13 protein-coding genes are annotated in these 17,652 nt (G+C 64.7%); 8 read left to right on the top strand and 5 right to left on the bottom strand.

Annotated features, from left to right (window positions below; translation table 11 throughout):
• Positions 1-24: 24 nt before the first annotated feature.
• From HU750_RS24480 to HU750_RS24460, 5 genes are all read left to right on the top strand, one after another.
• Complete coding sequence (locus HU750_RS24480) at positions 25-2,238, top strand: heavy metal translocating P-type ATPase (RefSeq protein ID WP_186682854.1); 2,214 nt, start codon at positions 25-27, stop codon at positions 2,236-2,238.
• 9 nt (positions 2,239-2,247) lie between these two features.
• Positions 2,248-3,117 carry a LysR family transcriptional regulator gene (locus HU750_RS24475; RefSeq protein ID WP_186682853.1) on the top strand — a complete coding sequence of 290 codons (870 nt, stop codon included), beginning with the start codon at positions 2,248-2,250 and terminating at the stop codon, positions 3,115-3,117.
• Between the two features lie 231 nt (positions 3,118-3,348).
• Complete coding sequence (locus tag HU750_RS24470) at positions 3,349-4,407, top strand: putative 2-aminoethylphosphonate ABC transporter ATP-binding protein (protein WP_186682851.1); 1,059 nt, start codon at positions 3,349-3,351, stop codon at positions 4,405-4,407.
• A 1-nt stretch (position 4,408) separates the two neighbouring features.
• A complete protein-coding gene (locus tag HU750_RS24465; protein ID WP_186682849.1) occupies positions 4,409-6,133 on the top strand; it encodes a putative 2-aminoethylphosphonate ABC transporter permease subunit in 1,725 nt (574 codons plus the stop codon).
• A gap of 18 nt (positions 6,134-6,151) precedes the next feature.
• The gene (locus HU750_RS24460) at positions 6,152-7,177 is read left to right on the top strand and encodes a putative 2-aminoethylphosphonate ABC transporter substrate-binding protein (RefSeq protein ID WP_085272223.1); all 1,026 of its coding nucleotides are present in this window, start codon (positions 6,152-6,154) and stop codon (positions 7,175-7,177) included.
• Positions 7,178-7,518: 341 nt separating this feature from the next.
• On the opposite strand, the gene HU750_RS24455 is transcribed toward HU750_RS24460, so the two are convergent.
• Positions 7,519-8,883: a GTPase/DUF3482 domain-containing protein gene (locus HU750_RS24455; protein WP_186682847.1), complete on the bottom strand. Its 1,365-nt coding sequence runs from the start codon at positions 8,881-8,883 to the stop codon at positions 7,519-7,521.
• On the bottom strand, positions 8,876-10,267 hold the full coding sequence (locus HU750_RS24450) for a DUF2868 domain-containing protein (protein ID WP_186682845.1): 1,392 nt from the start codon (positions 10,265-10,267) through the stop codon (positions 8,876-8,878). Before HU750_RS24450 ends, HU750_RS24455 begins: the two co-directional genes overlap by 8 nt.
• A 54-nt stretch (positions 10,268-10,321) precedes the next feature.
• Between HU750_RS24450 and HU750_RS24445 the strand changes: the two genes are divergently transcribed.
• Positions 10,322-10,840 (top strand): dihydrofolate reductase, encoded by a 519-nt coding sequence (locus HU750_RS24445; RefSeq protein WP_027592306.1) that lies wholly within the window; start codon positions 10,322-10,324, stop codon positions 10,838-10,840.
• Between the two features lie 89 nt (positions 10,841-10,929).
• On the opposite strand, the gene HU750_RS24440 is transcribed toward HU750_RS24445, so the two are convergent.
• Positions 10,930-12,321, bottom strand: coding sequence for an L-cystine transporter (locus HU750_RS24440; protein ID WP_027592307.1), 1,392 nt, complete (start codon positions 12,319-12,321; stop codon positions 10,930-10,932).
• Positions 12,322-12,562: 241 nt separating this feature from the next.
• On the opposite strand from HU750_RS24440, the gene HU750_RS24435 reads away from it, so the two are divergent.
• Positions 12,563-13,618 (top strand): HAD family hydrolase, encoded by a 1,056-nt coding sequence (locus HU750_RS24435; RefSeq protein WP_186682843.1) that lies wholly within the window; start codon positions 12,563-12,565, stop codon positions 13,616-13,618.
• Positions 13,619-13,629: 11 nt separating this feature from the next.
• On the opposite strand, the gene HU750_RS24430 is transcribed toward HU750_RS24435, so the two are convergent.
• Complete coding sequence (locus tag HU750_RS24430) at positions 13,630-14,298, bottom strand: FMN-dependent NADH-azoreductase (protein ID WP_186682841.1); 669 nt, start codon at positions 14,296-14,298, stop codon at positions 13,630-13,632.
• Positions 14,299-14,433: 135 nt separating this feature from the next.
• On the opposite strand from HU750_RS24430, the gene HU750_RS24425 reads away from it, so the two are divergent.
• A complete protein-coding gene (locus tag HU750_RS24425; protein ID WP_186682839.1) occupies positions 14,434-15,291 on the top strand; it encodes a LysR family transcriptional regulator in 858 nt (285 codons plus the stop codon).
• Positions 15,292-15,434: 143 nt separating this feature from the next.
• Here the strand turns inward: HU750_RS24425 and ilvD are convergent, their stop codons facing one another.
• Entirely contained in the window at positions 15,435-17,276 is a 1,842-nt protein-coding gene (gene ilvD, locus HU750_RS24420; protein WP_085272229.1) for a dihydroxy-acid dehydratase, read from the bottom strand.
• Positions 17,277-17,652 lie beyond the last annotated feature (376 nt).

The following is a 17,652-nucleotide window of genomic DNA, read 5'->3' as shown; positions in this document are numbered from 1 at the left end:
CAGGCTCACTTTAAGGATGACCCAATGAACCAGCCTGCCAGCCCCCACCACAAGCATGACCACCACGCCCACAGCTGCTGCGGCAGCGCGGCCGCCCCGGCGTTGGTGCAGTTGAGCGAAAAAGCCAGCGGCGACGCACAGCTCAGCCGCTTCCGTATCGAGGCCATGGACTGCCCCACCGAGCAAACGCTGATCCAGGACAAGCTGGGCAAGCTGGCGGGCATCGAGCAGTTGGAGTTCAACCTGATCAACCGCGTGCTTGGCGTGCGCCACACGCTGGCCGGTACCGCCGAGATCGAGCGGGCCATCGACAGCCTGGGCATGAAGGCCGAGCCCCTCATCGAAGGGGACGACGCCGCCGCGAATGCTGCCCCGCCCAGCAAGGCCCGCTGGTGGCCGCTGGCGTTATCCGGTATCGCGGCCATCGCTGCCGAAATCGTGCATTTCACCGGGCTTGCACCTGAATGGCTGGTGGCGGCCCTGGCCTTGGCGGCGATCCTGGGTTGCGGCCTGGGCACCTACAAGAAGGGCTGGATTGCCCTGAAAAACCGCAACCTCAACATCAACGCGCTGATGAGCATTGCCGTGACTGGCGCTGTGCTGATTGGCCAGTGGCCGGAAGCGGCCATGGTGATGGTGCTGTTCACGGTCGCCGAACTGATCGAAGCGCGCTCCCTGGACCGCGCACGCAATGCCATCAGCGGCCTGATGCAGCTCACCCCTGACAGGGCGACAGTGCTGCAAGCCGATGGCCAGTGGCGCGAAGTGGAAGTGCGCGAAGTGGCCATCGGTGCCTTGGTGCGGGTACGGCCGGGCGAGCGCATCGGCCTGGATGGCGAAGTGAGCAGTGGCCAATCCAGCGTCGATCAGGCGCCGATCACCGGTGAAAGCCTGCCAGTGGAAAAAGCCGTGGGCGACAAGCTGTTCGCCGGCACCATCAACCAGGCCGGTGCGCTGGAGTTTCGCGTCACTGCCGGCGCTGGGCAATCGACCCTGGCGCGCATCATCAAGGCCGTCGAAGAGGCCCAAGGTGCCCGGGCGCCGACTCAGCGTTTTGTCGACCGATTCTCGCGCATCTACACACCCGTGGTGTTCGCTGTGGCCTTGGCGGTGGCGGTCATCCCGCCGCTGTTCATGGCAGGCGCCTGGTTCGACTGGGTCTACCGCGCCCTGGTGCTGTTGGTGGTGGCCTGCCCGTGCGCCTTGGTCATTTCAACCCCGGTGACCATCGTCAGTGGCCTGGCTGCAGCCGCGCGCAAGGGCATCCTGATCAAGGGTGGGGTCTACCTGGAAGGCGGGCGCAAGCTGGACTTCCTGGCCCTCGACAAGACCGGCACCCTGACCCACGGCAAGCCAGTGCAGACCGATGCGAAGGTGTTGGACCCCCTGTTCGAAGGCCGGGCACAGGCGTTGGCTGCCAGCTTGGCCGAGCGCTCGGACCACCCGGTCTCACGTGCCATCGCCCAATTCGGCAAGGCGCAAGGTTTGGCCTTGAGCGCAGTCGACGACTTCGCCGCATTGGCCGGTCGCGGTGTGCGGGGGGGGATCGAGGGTGAGCTTTACCACCTGGGCAATCACCGCCTGGTCGAGGAACTGGGCCTGTGCTCGCCCGAGTTGGAGGCGCAACTGGATGCGCTGGAGCGTCAAGGCAAAACCGTGGTCCTGCTGCTCGACCGCAGTGGCCCGCTGGCCCTGTTCGCCGTGGCCGACACGCTCAAGCAGAGCAGCCGCCAGGCGATTGCCGAATTGCATGAACTGGGTATCAAGACGGTCATGCTTACCGGCGACAATCCCCATACTGCTGAGGCCATCGCCGCCCAGGTCGGCATTGATCGCGCCGAAGGCAACCTGCTGCCGGCCGACAAGCTGAAGACCATCGAGGCCCTGTATGCCCAAGGCCATCGGGTGGGCATGGTTGGCGACGGTATCAACGACGCACCGGCCCTCGCCCGTGCCGAGATCGGCTTTGCCATGGCGGCCGCGGGCACCGACACGGCCATCGAGACGGCCGACGTGGCGTTGATGGACGACGACTTGCGCAAAATCCCGGCCTTCGTCAGGCTGTCGCGCCAAAGTGCGGCGATTCTCAGGCAGAACATCATTCTGGCCCTGGGCATCAAGGCGATATTCCTGGCGATCACCTTTGCCGGCATGGCGACCATGTGGATGGCGGTGTTCGCCGACATGGGCGTGAGCCTGCTGGTGGTGTTCAACGGCTTGCGCCTTTTGCGCAAATAGAGGACGTGCATGCTGAGTTCTGAGCTCAAAGCCTTCTACATGGTGGCCCGCCTGGGCAGCATCACCCTGGCGGCGAAGAAGCTCGGGCTCAGCCAACCCACCGTGACCACGCAGATCCGCCACCTGGAAAGCCAGTACGCAGTAGAGCTGTTCTACCGTGGCGGGCGGCGCCTGGTGTTGAGCGAGGAGGGCGTGCGCCTGCTGCCGAGGGTCAAGGCGCTGCTGCAGCAGGAGGCCGACATCGAGTTCGAACTGCGCAACAGTGGCCAGGCCCAGGGCAGCCTGCGCATTGCGGCCACCGCGCCTTATTACATCCTCGATCTGGTGAAGGTCTTCCGCGAGCGCCTGCCCCAGGTCGACGTTGCAGTGGAGATCGGTAACTCGCAGCAGGTGCTGGAAATGCTCGAGGACTACCGGGTCGATATCGCCGCTTCGTCGCAACTGGTGGAGGATGCCCGGTTGGTGCGCCGGGTATTGGGCACCGACCCGTTGGTGGTGGCCGTGCACCGCAACCATCCCTTGGCGCATCGTCAGGTGGTGTCCATCGACGTGGTGGCCGGGCATTGCCTGTTGATGCGCGAGCCGGGGTCGACCACACGCAAGCTGACCGAGCAGATGCTGCAGGAGGCCGGTGTGAAGGCCGGCACGTTGCTGGAGATTGGTAGCCGTGAGTCGATTCGCGAAGCGGTCCAGCGCAACATTGGCATCAGTGTGATTGCCCGCCATGAAGTGCCGCATAACCCCGAATTACGGGTGCTGGCGCTGGAGGATGCACCGGTGATGCATGAGTACCTGTATTGCCTGAAGGAGCGGCGCCAGGCGCGTTTGCCGGCGGCGTTTCTGGGGGTTGCGCAGGAAGTGGCCGGTTCACAGTTCTGAATCATCCCTTGTAGGAGCAGCCTTGTGCTGCGAAGAGGCCCTGATCGGCGATGCACATGTATAGGGTGCACCGGCCTCTTCGCAGCACAAGGCTGCTCCTACAAGAACCGTGGTGGCAGGTGGGGCACTACAAAATCTGCCTATACCACTATCGCGCGCTTTTGCCTGAAAGCCACAGAACCGTCGCACAGCCTTCCTAGCATGGCCCCATCTCTTCGATGAGGCCTTGCCATGAACAACGCCACCCCCGGCGCACAGATGAAAGTGCGCAACATCCACAAACGCTTCGGCGCCTTCACAGCGCTCAACGATGTCTCCCTGGACATCGCCGCCGGCGAGCTGGTGTGCTTGCTCGGCCCGTCCGGGTGCGGCAAGACCACGCTGTTGCGCTGCATCGCAGGCCTCGAACGCCAGGACCGCGGTGAGCTGTACATCGGCGAGCGTGACGTCTCGGAGCTGCCACCCCAGGCCCGCGACTACGGCATTCTGTTCCAGTCTTACGCGCTGTTCCCCAACCTGACCGTCGAAGCCAACATCGCCTATGGCCTGACCGGCAGCGGCCGCGAACAGGCCCGCCAGCGGGTCGTCGAAATGCTCCAGCTGGTCGGCTTGTCCGGTAGCGAGAAAAAGTACCCCGGGCAGCTTTCCGGTGGCCAGCAGCAGCGTGTGGCCCTGGCCCGCGCGCTGGCGCCGGCGCCTTCGCTGCTGCTGCTCGACGAGCCGATGTCGGCGCTGGACGCCCGGGTTCGCGAGCACCTGTGCACCGAACTGCGCCAGCTGCAACGCCAGCTGGGTATCACCACCTTGATGGTTACCCACAACCAGGACGAGGCCATGCTGATGGCCGACCGCATTGCCGTGATGAACAACGGCCAGGTCGAGCAGTACGCCACGCCGCAGGCTATCTACGACCAGCCAGCCACGCCCTTCGTTGCCGAGTTCGTTGGCCAGGGTAACTGGCTGCCGTTCCAGCGCAGCGGTGACAGCCAGGCCCAGGTCGGCGGCATGAGCATGCGTTTGTCGCCTGGCTCGGCGCGGGCCAGCAGCGGCCGCTTGTTCTGCCGCCCCGAAGCGATCACGGTCAACCCGCCGGTGCATGAAGAAAACCTGTTTCCAGCCAAGGTCCGCGAGATCACCTTCCTCGGCAATCGCTGCCGCATGAGCTTCGAGTTCAAAGCCTTGCCGGGCCATGCCTTGCTGGCCGAACTGGCCCCCGAGGCCATGCCGCGGCTGGGCTCGCAGGACATCTGGGTGGCGCTGCCACCGCAGAGCCTGCAGGTGTTTGCCTGAGATGGCCGCGCCAATGTCCCTGCCGCTGAACCCGGCCAAGGCCACCTCGCGCCACGGCGTTGCCTTGGGTGACCGGCTGTTCGTCGTCGGTGGGAAGTGGTTGCTGTTGATGCTGTTGGTACTGGCGGTGCTGATGCCGCTGCTGGCGATCTTCTGGCGTGGTTTCAGCGGTGACGCCGGCCAGGGCGGCGGCCTGGCGGCTGCCCGGGCGCTGTTCGCCAGCGAGAACTTCCACTGGCTGCTCGGCAATAGCTTGTCGGTGGCACTCACCGTCGCGGCCATCGTCATCCCACTGGCTTACCTGTTCGCCTATGCGTTGCAACGCACGCTGATCCCGGCCAAGGGCCTGTGGCGGGGCATCTCGTTGCTGCCCCTGCTGGCGCCGTCGATGCTGCCGGCGATCGCGCTGGTCTACCTGTTCGGTAACCAGGGCCTGCTGCGCGGGCTGCTGAGCGACAACATCTACGGCTTCTGGGGGATCGTGCTCGGCGAGGCCATTTACACCTTCCCGCATGCATTGATGATTCTGCTGTCGGCCCTGTCGCTGGCCGATGCGCGCCTGTTCGATGCTGCGTCGAGCATGGGCGCCGGGCCGTGGCGGGCGTTTTCCAGCATTACCTGGCCTGCCACGCGCCAGGCGGTATTCGCCGCCTTCTGCCTGGTGTTTACCCTGACCATCACTGACTTCGGCGTCCCGGTTGTGGTCGGGGGGGATTATCAGGTGTTGGCCCTGGAAGCTTACAAGGCCGTGGTTGGCCAGCAGCAATTTGGCCGCGGCGCCCTGATCGGTATGGTCTTGCTGGTGCCGGCACTGCTTAGTTTTGCTGTCGATGCCTGGTTGCGTCGCCGCCAGGGCGAGGCCATGAGTGGGCGGGCGCAGGTGTTCGAGCCCAAGCCCTCGCGCCGTCGCGATGCCTGCTTCCTGGCGGTCGTGTTGGTGGTCTGCGCGGTGCTGTTGCTGGTGATCGGCATGGCCGTGTATTCGTCGCTGGTCACCTTCTGGCCCTACAACCTGTCGCTGTCGCTCAAGCACTACCTGTTCGAGGACACCGCCGGCGGAGGCTGGCTGGCGTACCGCAATAGCGTGACCATGGCGATCGGCACGGCGCTGATCGGCAGCGTGGTGATTTTCTGCGGTGCCTACCTGATGGAAAAGACCCAGGGCCAACGCCTGCTCAACCAGTCGCTGCGCCTGCTCAGCTTCATCCCCATGGCGGTGCCGGGCCTCGTGCTGGGCCTGGGCTATGTGTTCTTCTTCAACCTCAACGGCAACCCGTTGCATGTGCTGTACGGCAGCATGGGCTTGTTGGTCATCTGCACCATTGCCCATTACCTGACCACTGCGCAGATGACCGCCACCACCGCACTGCGCCAGCTCGACGGCGAGTTCGAGGCCGCTGCGTTGTCGCTCAAGGCGCCGCTGTATCGGCACTTCCTGCGGGTAACCGTGCCGATCTGCCTACCGGCGCTGCTGGACATCATCCGCTACCTGTTCGTCTCGGCGATGACCACCGTGTCGGCGGCGATCTTCCTCTACAGCCCCGACACCATCCTCGCCGCCGTTGCCGTGCTGAACATGGACGACGCGGGCAACGTTGGCGGTGCCGCCGCCATGTCGACTTTGATTCTGCTGACCAGCGCCAGCGCCTCATTGCTGCTGGCTGCAGCCTCACGCGGCCTGTTGCGCCGCTCCCAAGCCTGGCGCCAACGCGCCGCGGCTGCCTGACCTGTAAGGAACCCCACCATGTTCAAGCACCTTGCACTTGCTGCTGCCGTTTCTGCCGTGTTCAGCCTGCAGGCTTCGGCCGCTGGCACTCAGCTGACGGTTTACACCGCGCTAGAAGCCGAGCAGCTCAAGACCTACAAGCAGGCCTTCGAAAAGGCCAACCCAGACATCGAGATCAAGTGGGTGCGCGATTCCACGGGCATCATTACCGCCAAACTGCTGGCTGAAAAAGACCGCCCGCAAGCCGATGCGGTGTGGGGGTTGGCGGCCTCCAGCCTGGCCGTGCTTGACCAGCACGGCATGCTCGAAGCCTATGCGCCCAAGGACCTGGGCAAAATCTCGGCGAACTACCGCGACGCAGCCAACCCACCGGCTTGGGTGGGCATGGACGTCTGGGCCGCGACCATTTGCTTCAACACCATCGAGGCCGAGAAGCAGGGCCTGAGCAAGCCGGTGAGCTGGCAAGACCTGACCAAGCCCGAGTACAAGGGCAAGATCGTCATGCCCAACCCGGCCTCGTCCGGCACGGGCTTCCTGGATGTCAGTGCCTGGCTGCAGACCTTTGGCGAGCCTCAGGGCTGGGCCTACATGGACGCCTTGCACCAGAACATCGGCCAGTACGTTCACTCCGGCTCCAAGCCGTGCAAGCTGGCGGCGGCGGGCGAGTTCCCGATCGGTATCTCGTTCGAATACCCCGCTGTGCAGCTCAAGCGCCAAGGCGCGCCGCTGGACATCGTGCTGCCCAAGGAGGGCCTGGGCTGGGAGATCGAGGCGACGGCGGTGATCAAAGGCACGCCAAAGGCCGATGCGGCCAAGCGTTTGGCAGACTTTTCGGCCAGCCCTGCGGCGATGGCGTTGTACAAGGAAAACTTCGCGGTGCTTGCCGCGCCGGGTATCGCCAAGCCGCAGACCGAGTTGCCGGCTGATTATGAGCAGCGGTTGATCAAGAACGACTTTGCCTGGGCCTCGAAGCACCGTGACGAGATTCTGGCCGAGTGGCGCAAGCGGTATGACGGTAAGTCGGAGAAGGTGGCGCAGCAGTGAAGGGGCGCTGGGCTGGGGTTGGGTTTGTGGTTGAGAGGTGCATGCCTTGAGGGGTGTGGCGCCTGGGAGATCGAGCGCCGCCCGCGCGGCGCATCGCGAGCAACGCTCGCTCCTACGTTTGTTTTTGGCCAGTAACGCCTGTGACAGGCGCGCGCGACCGCCTTGTTTGTTCGACGCGATATCGCGTCATGCGCCAAGGCGGTCGCGCGCGAATGCCCCAGGAATATTGGCCCGAAACAAACGTAGGAGCGAGCGTTGCTCGCGATGCGCCGCGCGGGCGGCGCTCGGTCCCCCAGGCGCCGCCCCCCTAAAGGCGAACACCTACCAGCCCCCACACAAACTCAAATCTGCAACACCAACGCCTCCAACTGCTCCTGCCGCTCCGCCTGATTCACCCGCGCCCCGGGGTTGAGCGTCGACCACTGCGGATGCGCCCGCGCCTTGACCAACGCCTCAGGCAACTTGCCCTCGCGCCAGGCCTTCTCGTCCAGCTCGCCCAAGCGAATGCTGTCTTGCGCGGCGTGCCCGCGATTATCCAGGGCCACCATCAACTGCTGCTGGCGCAACGCCAACAGCCGCAACACCGTATCGTCCACCGTCAGCTCACGCTGCCCTTTGAGCTTGCCCATCAACCGCGACCCGTAATTGCGTGCCGTCTGCAGCGCGCCGCCCGCGATTGCGCCGGCCAAGGCCGCCGCGCCCAGGGTCAGGCCACCGACCAACAGATCGACCCCGGCCCCCGCCGCAGCGCCCGCCGCCACGCCACTGCCCAGGCGTACGCCCAGCAGCTTCAAGGTCTCGGGGTTGAACAGGTCATCGCCCCAACGACCGTCCAGCAACGGCAAATCACTGGCATGGGCGTCTTCGCGGCGGAAGGCATACAGCTTGAGCAGCGCTTCGACACAGCGCTGTTCGCGTTGCCGCACATCCTGGCGCAACGCTTCGATGGCCTTGGCTTCGGCGGCGGGCTCGGCCACCACGCTGCGCCGGCAGGCGGCGCAGTCGAGCAGCAGCTCGGCGATCAGGCGTTTACCGCTTTGATGGCGGGCTTGGCGTTGCGCCTGCTGGTCGTCGATCAGCCGTTGCAGGGCAGGGCGGGCGTCTTCCAGCAGCAGGGCCAGGCTTTCGTACAGGCGGCGCTCGCCGTCTTCCGGCGGGGCCACGCTGTCGAACCGCACCAAGGCGTGAAGGCCAAGCCGGGCAAGGGCTTCACGCCATTCGGGCTCTCGGTGCTGGCTGCTGGCGACGAAGTTGAGCACGGGTAGCAGCGGCTTGCCGCAACTGGCCAGCACCTCCAGTTCGTCGCGGTACTTGGCCAGCACCGGCTCGCGGGCGTCGATCACGTACAGGCCGGCATTGCTGGCCTGCAACTGGCGCAGCACCTTGGCTTCCTGCTCGAAGCGTTGGCGTGCCTCACTGCCTTGGAGGAAGCGTGCCAGCCGGGCCGGGCCGTCCAGGCGCTCACCCGGGCGCTCCAGCCGCTCGAGGTAGTCGAGCAGGGCAATGGCGTCTTCCAGGCCAGGGGTGTCATACAGCTCCAGCAGGGGCTCGCCGTCCACCGACAGGCGTGCGCCCTCCACATGGCGGGTGGTGCTGGGGCGATGGGACACCTCGCCAAAGCTCACGTCGCGGGTCAAGGTGCGCAGTAGCGAAGTCTTGCCGACATTGGTGTGGCCGACCACGGCCAGTTTAAGCGGCTCAGTCATGGCCATGCTCCAACCAGGTCAGGGGCGAGGTGTCGGCGTGGGGCAGGCCGAGGCGGTCCAGCGCTTCGTGCCAGTCGCCCAGGCGCTCGGCGTCCAGGGCCTGGCCTGGGGCCGCCTGCAGCAGCCAGATACGGGTGGCGCCGGCATTGCGTGCCAGCTCGGCCAGCAACGCCAGGCTGCCGCGATCGGGCGAGCGGCGTGGGTCGCAGGCGATAGCCAGGCGCGCCGGGGGGAAGCGGCTGAGTTGTTCGAGCAGCCGGTTGCGTGATTCACGGCTATCGAGCACGCCGGCATCGGTCACGCTTTTGGGCAGGGCGGGCGGCCAGGGGCGCTGGTCATCCAGCTCCAGGCCGACCAGTAAGGCACCGCTGCTGCCGCTTTCCAGTTGCCCGGCAGCGAAGTGGGGCAAGGTGTCGGGCGCGGCGTCCTGCACACCGATGCGCTCGCTGCGTGGCATAAGGCTTTCGCGCAATGCCGCGTAGCCTGGCAGGCTGAGGTCCAGCGCCAGGCGTGCGCGGCCTTGGCGCCAGCGCCACAGGCATAGTGCGGCCAAGAGCAGGCGTGGTAGCAGGCCATAGACCAGCACCACGCCGAGCAACCAGCTGGCCCAGGCCTGGCGGGCCAGGTCCAGGGCCGGCAGCGTGTCGCCGCTGGCGCGGATCATGGCTTCGTCCGGCACGGCAAAGCCCAGCAGCGAAGGCAGAGCGCCGAGCGCCTGGGTCATGTGGATGAACGGCTCGGCGGCAAGCAGGGTGGTTTCCCAGACAAAGCCATAGCGCCGTGTGGCCAGCAACGCCAAGAGCATCGCCAACGCGGTCATCATCGCCAGCAGCCACAGCCCGTGCACCAGCACGCCAAGCAGCCAGCGATTCAGGCGCTGGCGCTGCAGCAGCACCAGCAACGCGGGCGCAAGGTGCGCGGCCTTGGCATCGCGGGCAAAGCGTTCGCTCAGCCACAACCAAAGCCGGCCCAGCCCAGCGCCGTGTTCGCCGCTCAGGCTGAAGCCGATCGCCCAGCCCAGCAGCATTAACAGGTTCAACCCCAGCAGGCTGCCCAGTGCCCAGAACACATTCACCGGGCGTTGGCCATCGCCCAGCGCCGCGAAGGCCAGGCCCGCGCCGCTGAAGGCGGCCATGATCAACAGGGCCAGCAGTGCCAGGCGCGCGCCCTGCTTCCAGTGGCGCAGGGCGGCTGTCATGCCGTCGCGTTCGGCCAGGAACAGCGCGCGCGTTTCGATACGGGTCGCCAGGTCGCCGCCGGCCTGGCGGGCGTGGCGGTTGGCTTCCTGGTCTTCCAGGGGGCCGGCATGTTCCTCGCGCAGGCGTACTGCTTCGGTGAGCCAGCGTTTGTCCAGTGGCGTCGGTCCAGTCACAAGGTCTTCCATTGCACAGGTCAGGGCAGAAGCATAACCCACGGCGGGTTTGCTATCCTCGCTGGCATGACTAGCACACTCCCCCTCAGCCTGATCGCGGCCCTCGCCGAGAACCGCGTGATCGGCATCGACAATTCCATGCCCTGGCACCTGCCGGGGGATTTCAAGTACTTCAAGGCCACGACCCTGGGCAAGCCTATCATCATGGGGCGCAAGACCTGGGACTCGCTGGGCCGGCCTTTGCCGGGGCGGCTGAATATCGTGGTCAGCCGCCAGCCGGGGCTGGCGCTGGCCGGTGCCGAGGTGTTCGCCTCGCTGGAAGCTGCGCTGGTGCGCGCCGAACAGTGGGCGCGTGAGCAGGGCGTCGATGAGCTGATGCTGATTGGCGGGGCGCAGCTGTATGGGCAGGCGCTGGAGAAGGGGCTGGTGAGCCGCATGTACCTGACCCGGGTCGAGCTGTCGCCTGAGGGCGATGCGTGGTTCCCGGCGTTCGACGAGGCGCAGTGGCGCCGGGTGAGCAGTGAGCCGCAAGCGCCTGAAGGGGCTGGGCCGGCGTATCACTTCGATGTCTGGGACAAGGTTTGAGATTGTTGGTGGGCGCTCGCGCCCCATCGCGACGCAAGGCCGCTCCTACAAAAAGACCGCGTCTTCTGTGCAGGGGCGGCCTTGGCGTATCAGCTATGACTCAGCGTTGCATGCTGGTCATCTGCTAACACGTCCTGGTCAGTCTCTTTCAACAGCTGGCTGGTCACCACCCCGGCCGTCATCGAGCCATTCACGTTCAGTGCCGTGCGGCCCATGTCGATCAACGGCTCTACCGAAATCAGCAGTGCTACCAGTTCAACCGGCAAGCCCATGGCCGGCAGCACGATCAGGGCTGCGAAGGTCGCGCCACCGCCCACTCCGGCTACCCCAGCCGAGCTCAGGGTGACGATGGCGACCAGGGTCGCGATCCACAGCGGGTCGAAGGTGTCGATGCCCACTGCCGGGGCAACCATCACGGCCAGCATCGCCGGGTACAGGCCGGCGCAACCGTTCTGACCAATCGTCGTGCCGAACGAGGCGCTGAAGCTGGCGATCGACTGCGGCACACCCAGGCGACGGGTTTGCGCTTCGATGTTCAGCGGGATGCTCGCGGCGCTGGAGCGGCTGGTGAAGGCAAAGGTCAGCACTGGCCACACCTTGCGGAAGAAGCGCAGCGGGCTGACGCCGGTCGCCGCCAGGATGACGGCATGCACCACGAACATCAGCCCCAGGCCGATGTACGAAACGACGACGAAGCTGCCCAGCTTGAGGATGTCGTCCAGGTTGGAGCTGGCGACCACCTTGGTCATCAGGGCCAGCACACCATAAGGGGTGAGCTTCATCACCACGCGCACCAGGCGCATGACCCAGGCTTGCAGGGTGTCGATGGCCGACAGGGCGCGCGCGCCTTTCTCGGCGTCGTCCTTGATCAGTTGCAGGGCGGCCAGGCCGACGAACACGGCGAAGATCACCACGCTGATGATCGAGGTTGGCTTGGCCCGCGCCAGGTCGCCTACCGGGTTGCTGGGGATGAACGACAGCAGCAGTTGCGGGATGTTGAGGTCGGCGACCTTGCCGGCGTAGTCGCTGTGGATCGCTTGCAGCCGCGCGCTTTCCTGCACGCCAGCCACCAGGCCGTCGGCGGTCAGGCCGAACAGGTTGGTCAAGACGATGCCGATCAATGCGGCGATGGCAGTGGTGAGCAGCAAGGTGCCGATGCTCAGCACGCTGATGCGGCCAAGCGAGGAAGCATTGTGCAAGCGTGCCACGGCGCTGAGGATCGAGGCGAAGATCAGCGGCATGACGATCATCTGCAGCAAGCCGACATAGCCGTTGCCGACCAGGTCGAGCCAGGCGATGGTGGCTTTCAATACCGGGTGGCCAGCGCCATAGATCGTGTGCAGGACCAGGCCGAACACCACACCCAGCACCAGGCCCAGCAAGACCTTCTTGGCCAGGCTCCAGTCGGTGCGGCGAGTTTGTGCCAGGCCCAGCAGCAAGGCCAGGAACGCCAGCAGGTTGAGAGACAGCGGCAGGTTCATTGAAGCTCCAACAAAAAACAGAAGAGGCATCGCCTCTGTGAGCGATTGCGAACGGAAATGCTAACAGCCTGAAAACAAACGAATTTATACCCAAATGGAATGTGCATAGTCGTTTATGGAATAACGGAATGTCGCGGATAGCAATGAACAGGGCGTTTCAAGCTGCTTCAACGTCGTTGTCAGGGCTTGCTGGGCCGGTAGGTTGGACTAGCGTTTCCCGGTCATTTCAGGAGATTCGCACATGAAGTTCGCTCCGAAAGCCCTCGCCCTGGGTCTGTCCCTGCTGTTCGGGGCCCAAACCTGGGCCACCGAACTCAAGCATTGGCCTGCCGAGGCCGCCAAACAGCTCGACAGCATGATCGCCGCCAATGCCAACAAAGGTAACTACGCGGTGTTCGACATGGACAACACCAGCTACCGCTACGACCTTGAAGAGGCACTGCTGCCGTTCATGGAGAACCAGGGGCTGCTGACCCGCGACAAGCTCGACCCTTCGTTGAAGCTGATCCCCTTCAAAGACACGGCCGAGCACAAGGAAAGTCTGTTCAGTTACTACTACCGCCTGTGCGAAATCGACGACATGGTCTGCTACCCCTGGGTGGCGCAGGTGTTCTCGGGCTTCACCCTGAAGGAACTGAAGGCCCAGGTCGACGCCTTGATGGCTTCCGGCAAGCCCGTGCCCAGCACGTATTTCGAGGGTGACCAGGTCAAGGCCATCGATGTGCAGCCGCCCAAGGTCTTTGCCGGCCAGGCCGAGCTGTTCAACAAACTGATGGAAAACGGCATTGAGGTGTATGTCATTTCTGCCGCGTCCGAAGAATTGGTGCGCATGGTCGCGTCCGACCCCAAGTACGGCTACAACGTCAAACCGCAGAACGTGATTGGCGTCAGCCTGCTACTGAAGGACCGCAGCAACGGCCAGCTGACCACGGCGCGCAAGCAGATCAGCGCCGGCAGCTATGACCCCAAGGCAAACGAAGGCCTGGAATTGACGCCTTACCTGTGGACCCCGGCGACCTGGATGGCGGGCAAGCAGGCGGCGATCCTCACCTACATCGACGAGTGGAAGCGGCCGGTGCTGGTGGGCGGCGATACGCCCACCAGTGATGGCTACATGCAGTTCCACGGGGTGGACGTGGGCAAGGGGGGCATCCACCTGTGGATAAACCGCAAGGCCAAGTACATGGACCAGCTCAACGGCATGATCGCCAAGCACGCGGCCGCGCAGGCCAAGGAAGGGCTGCCGGTGACGGCCGACAAGAACTGGGTGATCGTCACGCCAGAGCAGATCCAGTAGCCCGGTGCAGGTCAGCCGCTTCGGCCGACAATGAGCGTTCTGGCTTGTTGTTGGTCGAAGTTCTGCGCCAGCATGGCCACGGCTTCCATGGCGCTTGAGCGGACGCTGGCACCCTCTGCGCCAAGCGTCTGTTCGGCCACGATGCTGTGCACCTGGTTGATCCCGACGAAGCGGAACCACGCATCGAGGAAGGGTTTTTCCAGGCCGAACGCCTGGTCAGGCGTCTGGGAGTCGGGGCCATAACCCAGCCCGCGGGTGTAGATGGCCACCGCCCGGCGCCCACCCAGCATGCCGTTCAACCCCTGTTCATCGAAGGTGAACAACACGCCCTTGTGCGAAATGGCGTCGATCAAGTGCTTGAGTTTGTAGGGGATGCCGAAATTCCACAGCGGGACGCTGAACACCACTGTATCTGCCCGGTGGAAGCGTTTGGCGAGGGTTTTGATCTGTGCCCAGGCGGCGTTTTGCGCGGGTGAAAGCGGGGCATCGGTAAGCCCGGCGTACTTGGCCGCCAGCAGGTCGCCATCCACTTCAGGCAGCTCGCATTCCCAAGGGTCCAGGCGGTCAACCTCCACGGTTTTGCGCTCGGCCAACGCGGCCAGGAACACTTCGGCAATCTGAGCGGAAACCGAGCGTTCGCCTCTCGGCGATGCACACACATAAAGAACACGTTCAACCACGGGGCTACTCCTGTCAGCGTCGATGGCATTTCCCCTGGCGAGGCATGGCCAGGGGGAGCGCAGAGTCTGATTCAGGACGATCCATTATAGAAATCACGTATGATCGCCTCATTCAGTTTAATAGGTGATCAATCCGTGTTCGATAGCGTCCTTCTGCGTAGCTTGCTGGCCGTTGCCGACAGCGGGGGCTTCACGCGTGCGGCAGAGCGCCTGCACCTCACGCAATCGGCAATCAGCGCGCACATTCGGCGGCTCGAGGCTGAGGCCGGGCACAAGCTGCTGGAGCGCACCACGCGCTCGGTCAGCCTGACCCCAGCAGGCACGCGGCTAGCAGGCTATGCCCGCACCATCCTGGCACTGCACGATGATGCCCGCGCGAGCCTTGGCGTCGGCAGGCGGGTTTGCGGAACGGTGTCCGTGGGGTTGAGCGAGGAGATGGTCAAAGCCCCGATCATCGATTGCCTGCGTCGGTTTTCCGTGGCGCACCCCGATGCCGAGGTTACCCTGCAAGTCGGCTTGACCGGCGAGTTGCTCGCACTCATGCACGCGGGTGGGCTGGATATTGTGCTAGGGAGCCGCTGCGGCGGTGATGAGCGTGGCGAGGTGCTCTGGTCCGAGCCGTTGGTCTGGGCGAGAGGGCCGCTGGCGCTGGCCACCGATGATGCGACCTCACCTGTACCTTTGGCGGTATTTTCCGATCAATGCCCCTACCGAGCGGCGGCCATCGAAGCGTTGGCGCGTGCAGGGCGACAATGGCGGATCGTTTGCCAGAGCCCCAGTGCCGGGGGGCTGATGACTGCCGTAAGCGGCGGGCTTGGGGTAACCCCGGTCACCCGCTCATGCGCACTGGCCGCAGGCCTGCAGGAAGTGACGACACTGCCCGCACTGCCTCACGCGCAGTTCATGCTGACCTCGATGGCAAAGCCGAAGCGCTCGGCGGCCTTGTTGCTGGCGCAGTTGCGCCAATGCGCTTCGCGTGGGGAAGATAGTTGAAAGCGCTGGGGCCGCTCGGCGGCCCATCGCCGGCAAGCCGGCTCCCACCCGAACTGTGTAGCCTCCAAGGCTAGCGCCGCACCTGTGGGAGCCGGCTTGCCGGCGATGGGCTGCAAAGCAGCCCCAATACACTCATCAGAGCCTTACAGCCCGTCGAGCATCGCTTTGTTACGCACCGCACCTTTGTCGGCACTGGTCGCCAGCAGGGCGTAGGCCTTGAGCGCGGTGGTCACTTTGCGCGGGCGCACTTCGGCGGGCTTCCAGCCTTTCTTGTCCTGCTCGACCCGGCGCTCGGCCAGCTCTTCGTCGCTGACCAGCAGGTTGATCGAACGGTTGGGGATGTCGATCAACACCTTGTCGCCGTCGCGCACCAGGCCAATGGCGCCGCCTGCAGCGGCTTCCGGCGAAGCGTGGCCGATCGACAGGCCCGAGGTACCGCCCGAGAAGCGGCCGTCGGTGAGCAGGGCGCAGGCCTTGCCCAGGCCTTTGGATTTCAAGTACGAGGTCGGGTAGAGCATCTCTTGCATGCCCGGGCCGCCCTTCGGGCCTTCGTAACGGATGATGACGATGTCACCGGCCTTCACTTCGTCGGCGAGGATGCCGCGCACGGCGCTGTCCTGGCTTTCGAAGATTTTCGCGCTGCCTTCGAACACATGGATCGACTCGTCGACACCGGCGGTCTTCACCACACAACCGTCGAGGGCGATGTTGCCGTACAGCACCGCCAGGCCACCCTCTTGCGAGTAGGCGTGTTCGAAGCTGCGGATACAGCCGTTTTCACGGTCGTCGTCGAGGGTTTCCCAACGGGTCGACTGGCTGAATGCGGTTTGGGTCGGGATGCCTGCCGGGCCGGCTTTGAAGAAGGTGTGCACCGCTTCGTCATCGGTCTGGGTGATGTCCCACTTGGCGATGGCTTCTTCCATGCTGCGGCTGTGCACGGTCGGCAGGTCGGTGTGCAGCAGGCCGCCACGGGCCAGCGAGCCGAGGATGCTGAAGATGCCGCCGGCGCGGTGCACGTCTTCCATGTGGTACTTCTGGATGTTCGGCGCCACCTTGCACAGCTGCGGCACTTTGCGCGACAAGCGGTCGATGTCCCGCAGGTCGAACGCCACCTCGCCTTCCTGGGCCGCGGCCAGCAGGTGCAGGATGGTGTTGGTCGAACCGCCCATGGCGATGTCCAGCATCATGGCGTTTTCGAACGCCTTGAAGTTGGCGATGCTACGTGGCAGGACCGACTCGTCGTTCTCGCCGTAGTAGCGCTTGCACAGCTCGACGATGGTGCGGCCGGCAGTGAGGAACAGCTGCTCGCGGTCGGAGTGGGTGGCCAGGGTCGAGCCGTTGCCCGGCAGGGCCAGGCCCAGGGCTTCGGTCAGGCAGTTCATCGAGTTGGCGGTGAACATGCCAGAGCACGAACCGCAGGTCGGGCAGGCGCTGCGCTCGTATTCGGCAACCTTCTCGTCGGAGGCCGTGGAGTCAGCCGCGATGACCATCGCGTCGACCAGGTCCAGGCCGTGGCTGGCCAGCTTGGTCTTGCCGGCTTCCATCGGGCCGCCGGAGACGAAGATCACCGGGATGTTCAGGCGCAGGGCGGCCATCAGCATGCCGGGGGTGATCTTGTCGCAGTTGGAGATGCAGACAATGGCGTCGGCACAGTGGGCGTTGACCATGTACTCCACGGCGTCGGCGATGATCTCGCGGCTTGGCAGCGAATACAGCATGCCGTCGTGGCCCATGGCGATGCCGTCGTCGACCGCGATGGTGTTGAATTCCTTGGCCACGCCACCGGCGCGCTCGATCTCACGGGCAACCAGCTGGCCCAGGTCCTTCAGGTGCACGTGGCCCGGGACGAACTGGGTGAACGAGTTGGCGATGGCGATGATCGGTTTCTTGAAATCTTCGTCCTTCATCCCGGTGGCGCGCCACAGGGCTCGGGCGCCAGCCATGTTGCGGCCTTGGGTGGAAGTCTTGGAACGATAATCAGGCATGAAGCACTCCTGGCGGCTTAATCAGGTCACAAAAAGGGGAGTGAGCTTCTCTTGTCCTATGCGCCTTAGGCCGGTTGCCACTGGCACGGATGGGGCCGAAGACACTACGGGATCGCCGCGTGCTCGACCAGAGCTCATAAACCCGCCGGGGATGACTGGCGATGAATAGGCCGATTCTACACCGCTGGCGCTGTGAGGGAATGGCGATGTGTCTGGGCGGTGGCTTTCGCCTCATGACCGGTCGCTTGTAGGACGCTTCCGAAACGCCGGTTCAGGGGCTGACCTGCCCGCCCAAGCTGACTATGATCCGCCCGCCGCATGTGCGGCTTCACGAGATACACCCTCAATGGACCTTCCCAGTTTCAGTTCATACCGA

The organism is Pseudomonas sp. SWRI50, assembly GCF_014269095.1.
Taxonomy (GTDB): domain Bacteria; phylum Pseudomonadota; class Gammaproteobacteria; order Pseudomonadales; family Pseudomonadaceae; genus Aquipseudomonas; species Aquipseudomonas kermanshahensis.
This window is presented reverse-complemented; position numbering and strand designations above follow the sequence as displayed.

Excerpts from the sequence above, each read along its gene's own strand:
- HU750_RS24480 (WP_186682854.1), top strand. The coding sequence starts at position 25 with ATGAACCAGCCTGCCAGCCCCCACCACAAGCATGACCACCACGCCCAC.
- HU750_RS24460 (WP_085272223.1), top strand. The coding sequence starts at position 6,152 with ATGTTCAAGCACCTTGCACTTGCTGCTGCCGTTTCTGCCGTGTTCAGC.
- HU750_RS24440 (WP_027592307.1), bottom strand. The coding sequence starts at position 12,321 with ATGAACCTGCCGCTGTCTCTCAACCTGCTGGCGTTCCTGGCCTTGCTG.
- HU750_RS24455 (WP_186682847.1), bottom strand. The coding sequence starts at position 8,883 with ATGACTGAGCCGCTTAAACTGGCCGTGGTCGGCCACACCAATGTCGGC.
- HU750_RS24470 (WP_186682851.1), top strand. The coding sequence starts at position 3,349 with ATGAACAACGCCACCCCCGGCGCACAGATGAAAGTGCGCAACATCCAC.
- ilvD (WP_085272229.1), bottom strand. The coding sequence starts at position 17,276 with ATGCCTGATTATCGTTCCAAGACTTCCACCCAAGGCCGCAACATGGCT.
- HU750_RS24435 (WP_186682843.1), top strand. The coding sequence starts at position 12,563 with ATGAAGTTCGCTCCGAAAGCCCTCGCCCTGGGTCTGTCCCTGCTGTTC.
- HU750_RS24450 (WP_186682845.1), bottom strand. The coding sequence starts at position 10,267 with ATGGAAGACCTTGTGACTGGACCGACGCCACTGGACAAACGCTGGCTC.
- HU750_RS24445 (WP_027592306.1), top strand. The coding sequence starts at position 10,322 with ATGACTAGCACACTCCCCCTCAGCCTGATCGCGGCCCTCGCCGAGAAC.
- HU750_RS24475 (WP_186682853.1), top strand. The coding sequence starts at position 2,248 with ATGCTGAGTTCTGAGCTCAAAGCCTTCTACATGGTGGCCCGCCTGGGC.
- HU750_RS24465 (WP_186682849.1), top strand. The coding sequence starts at position 4,409 with ATGGCCGCGCCAATGTCCCTGCCGCTGAACCCGGCCAAGGCCACCTCG.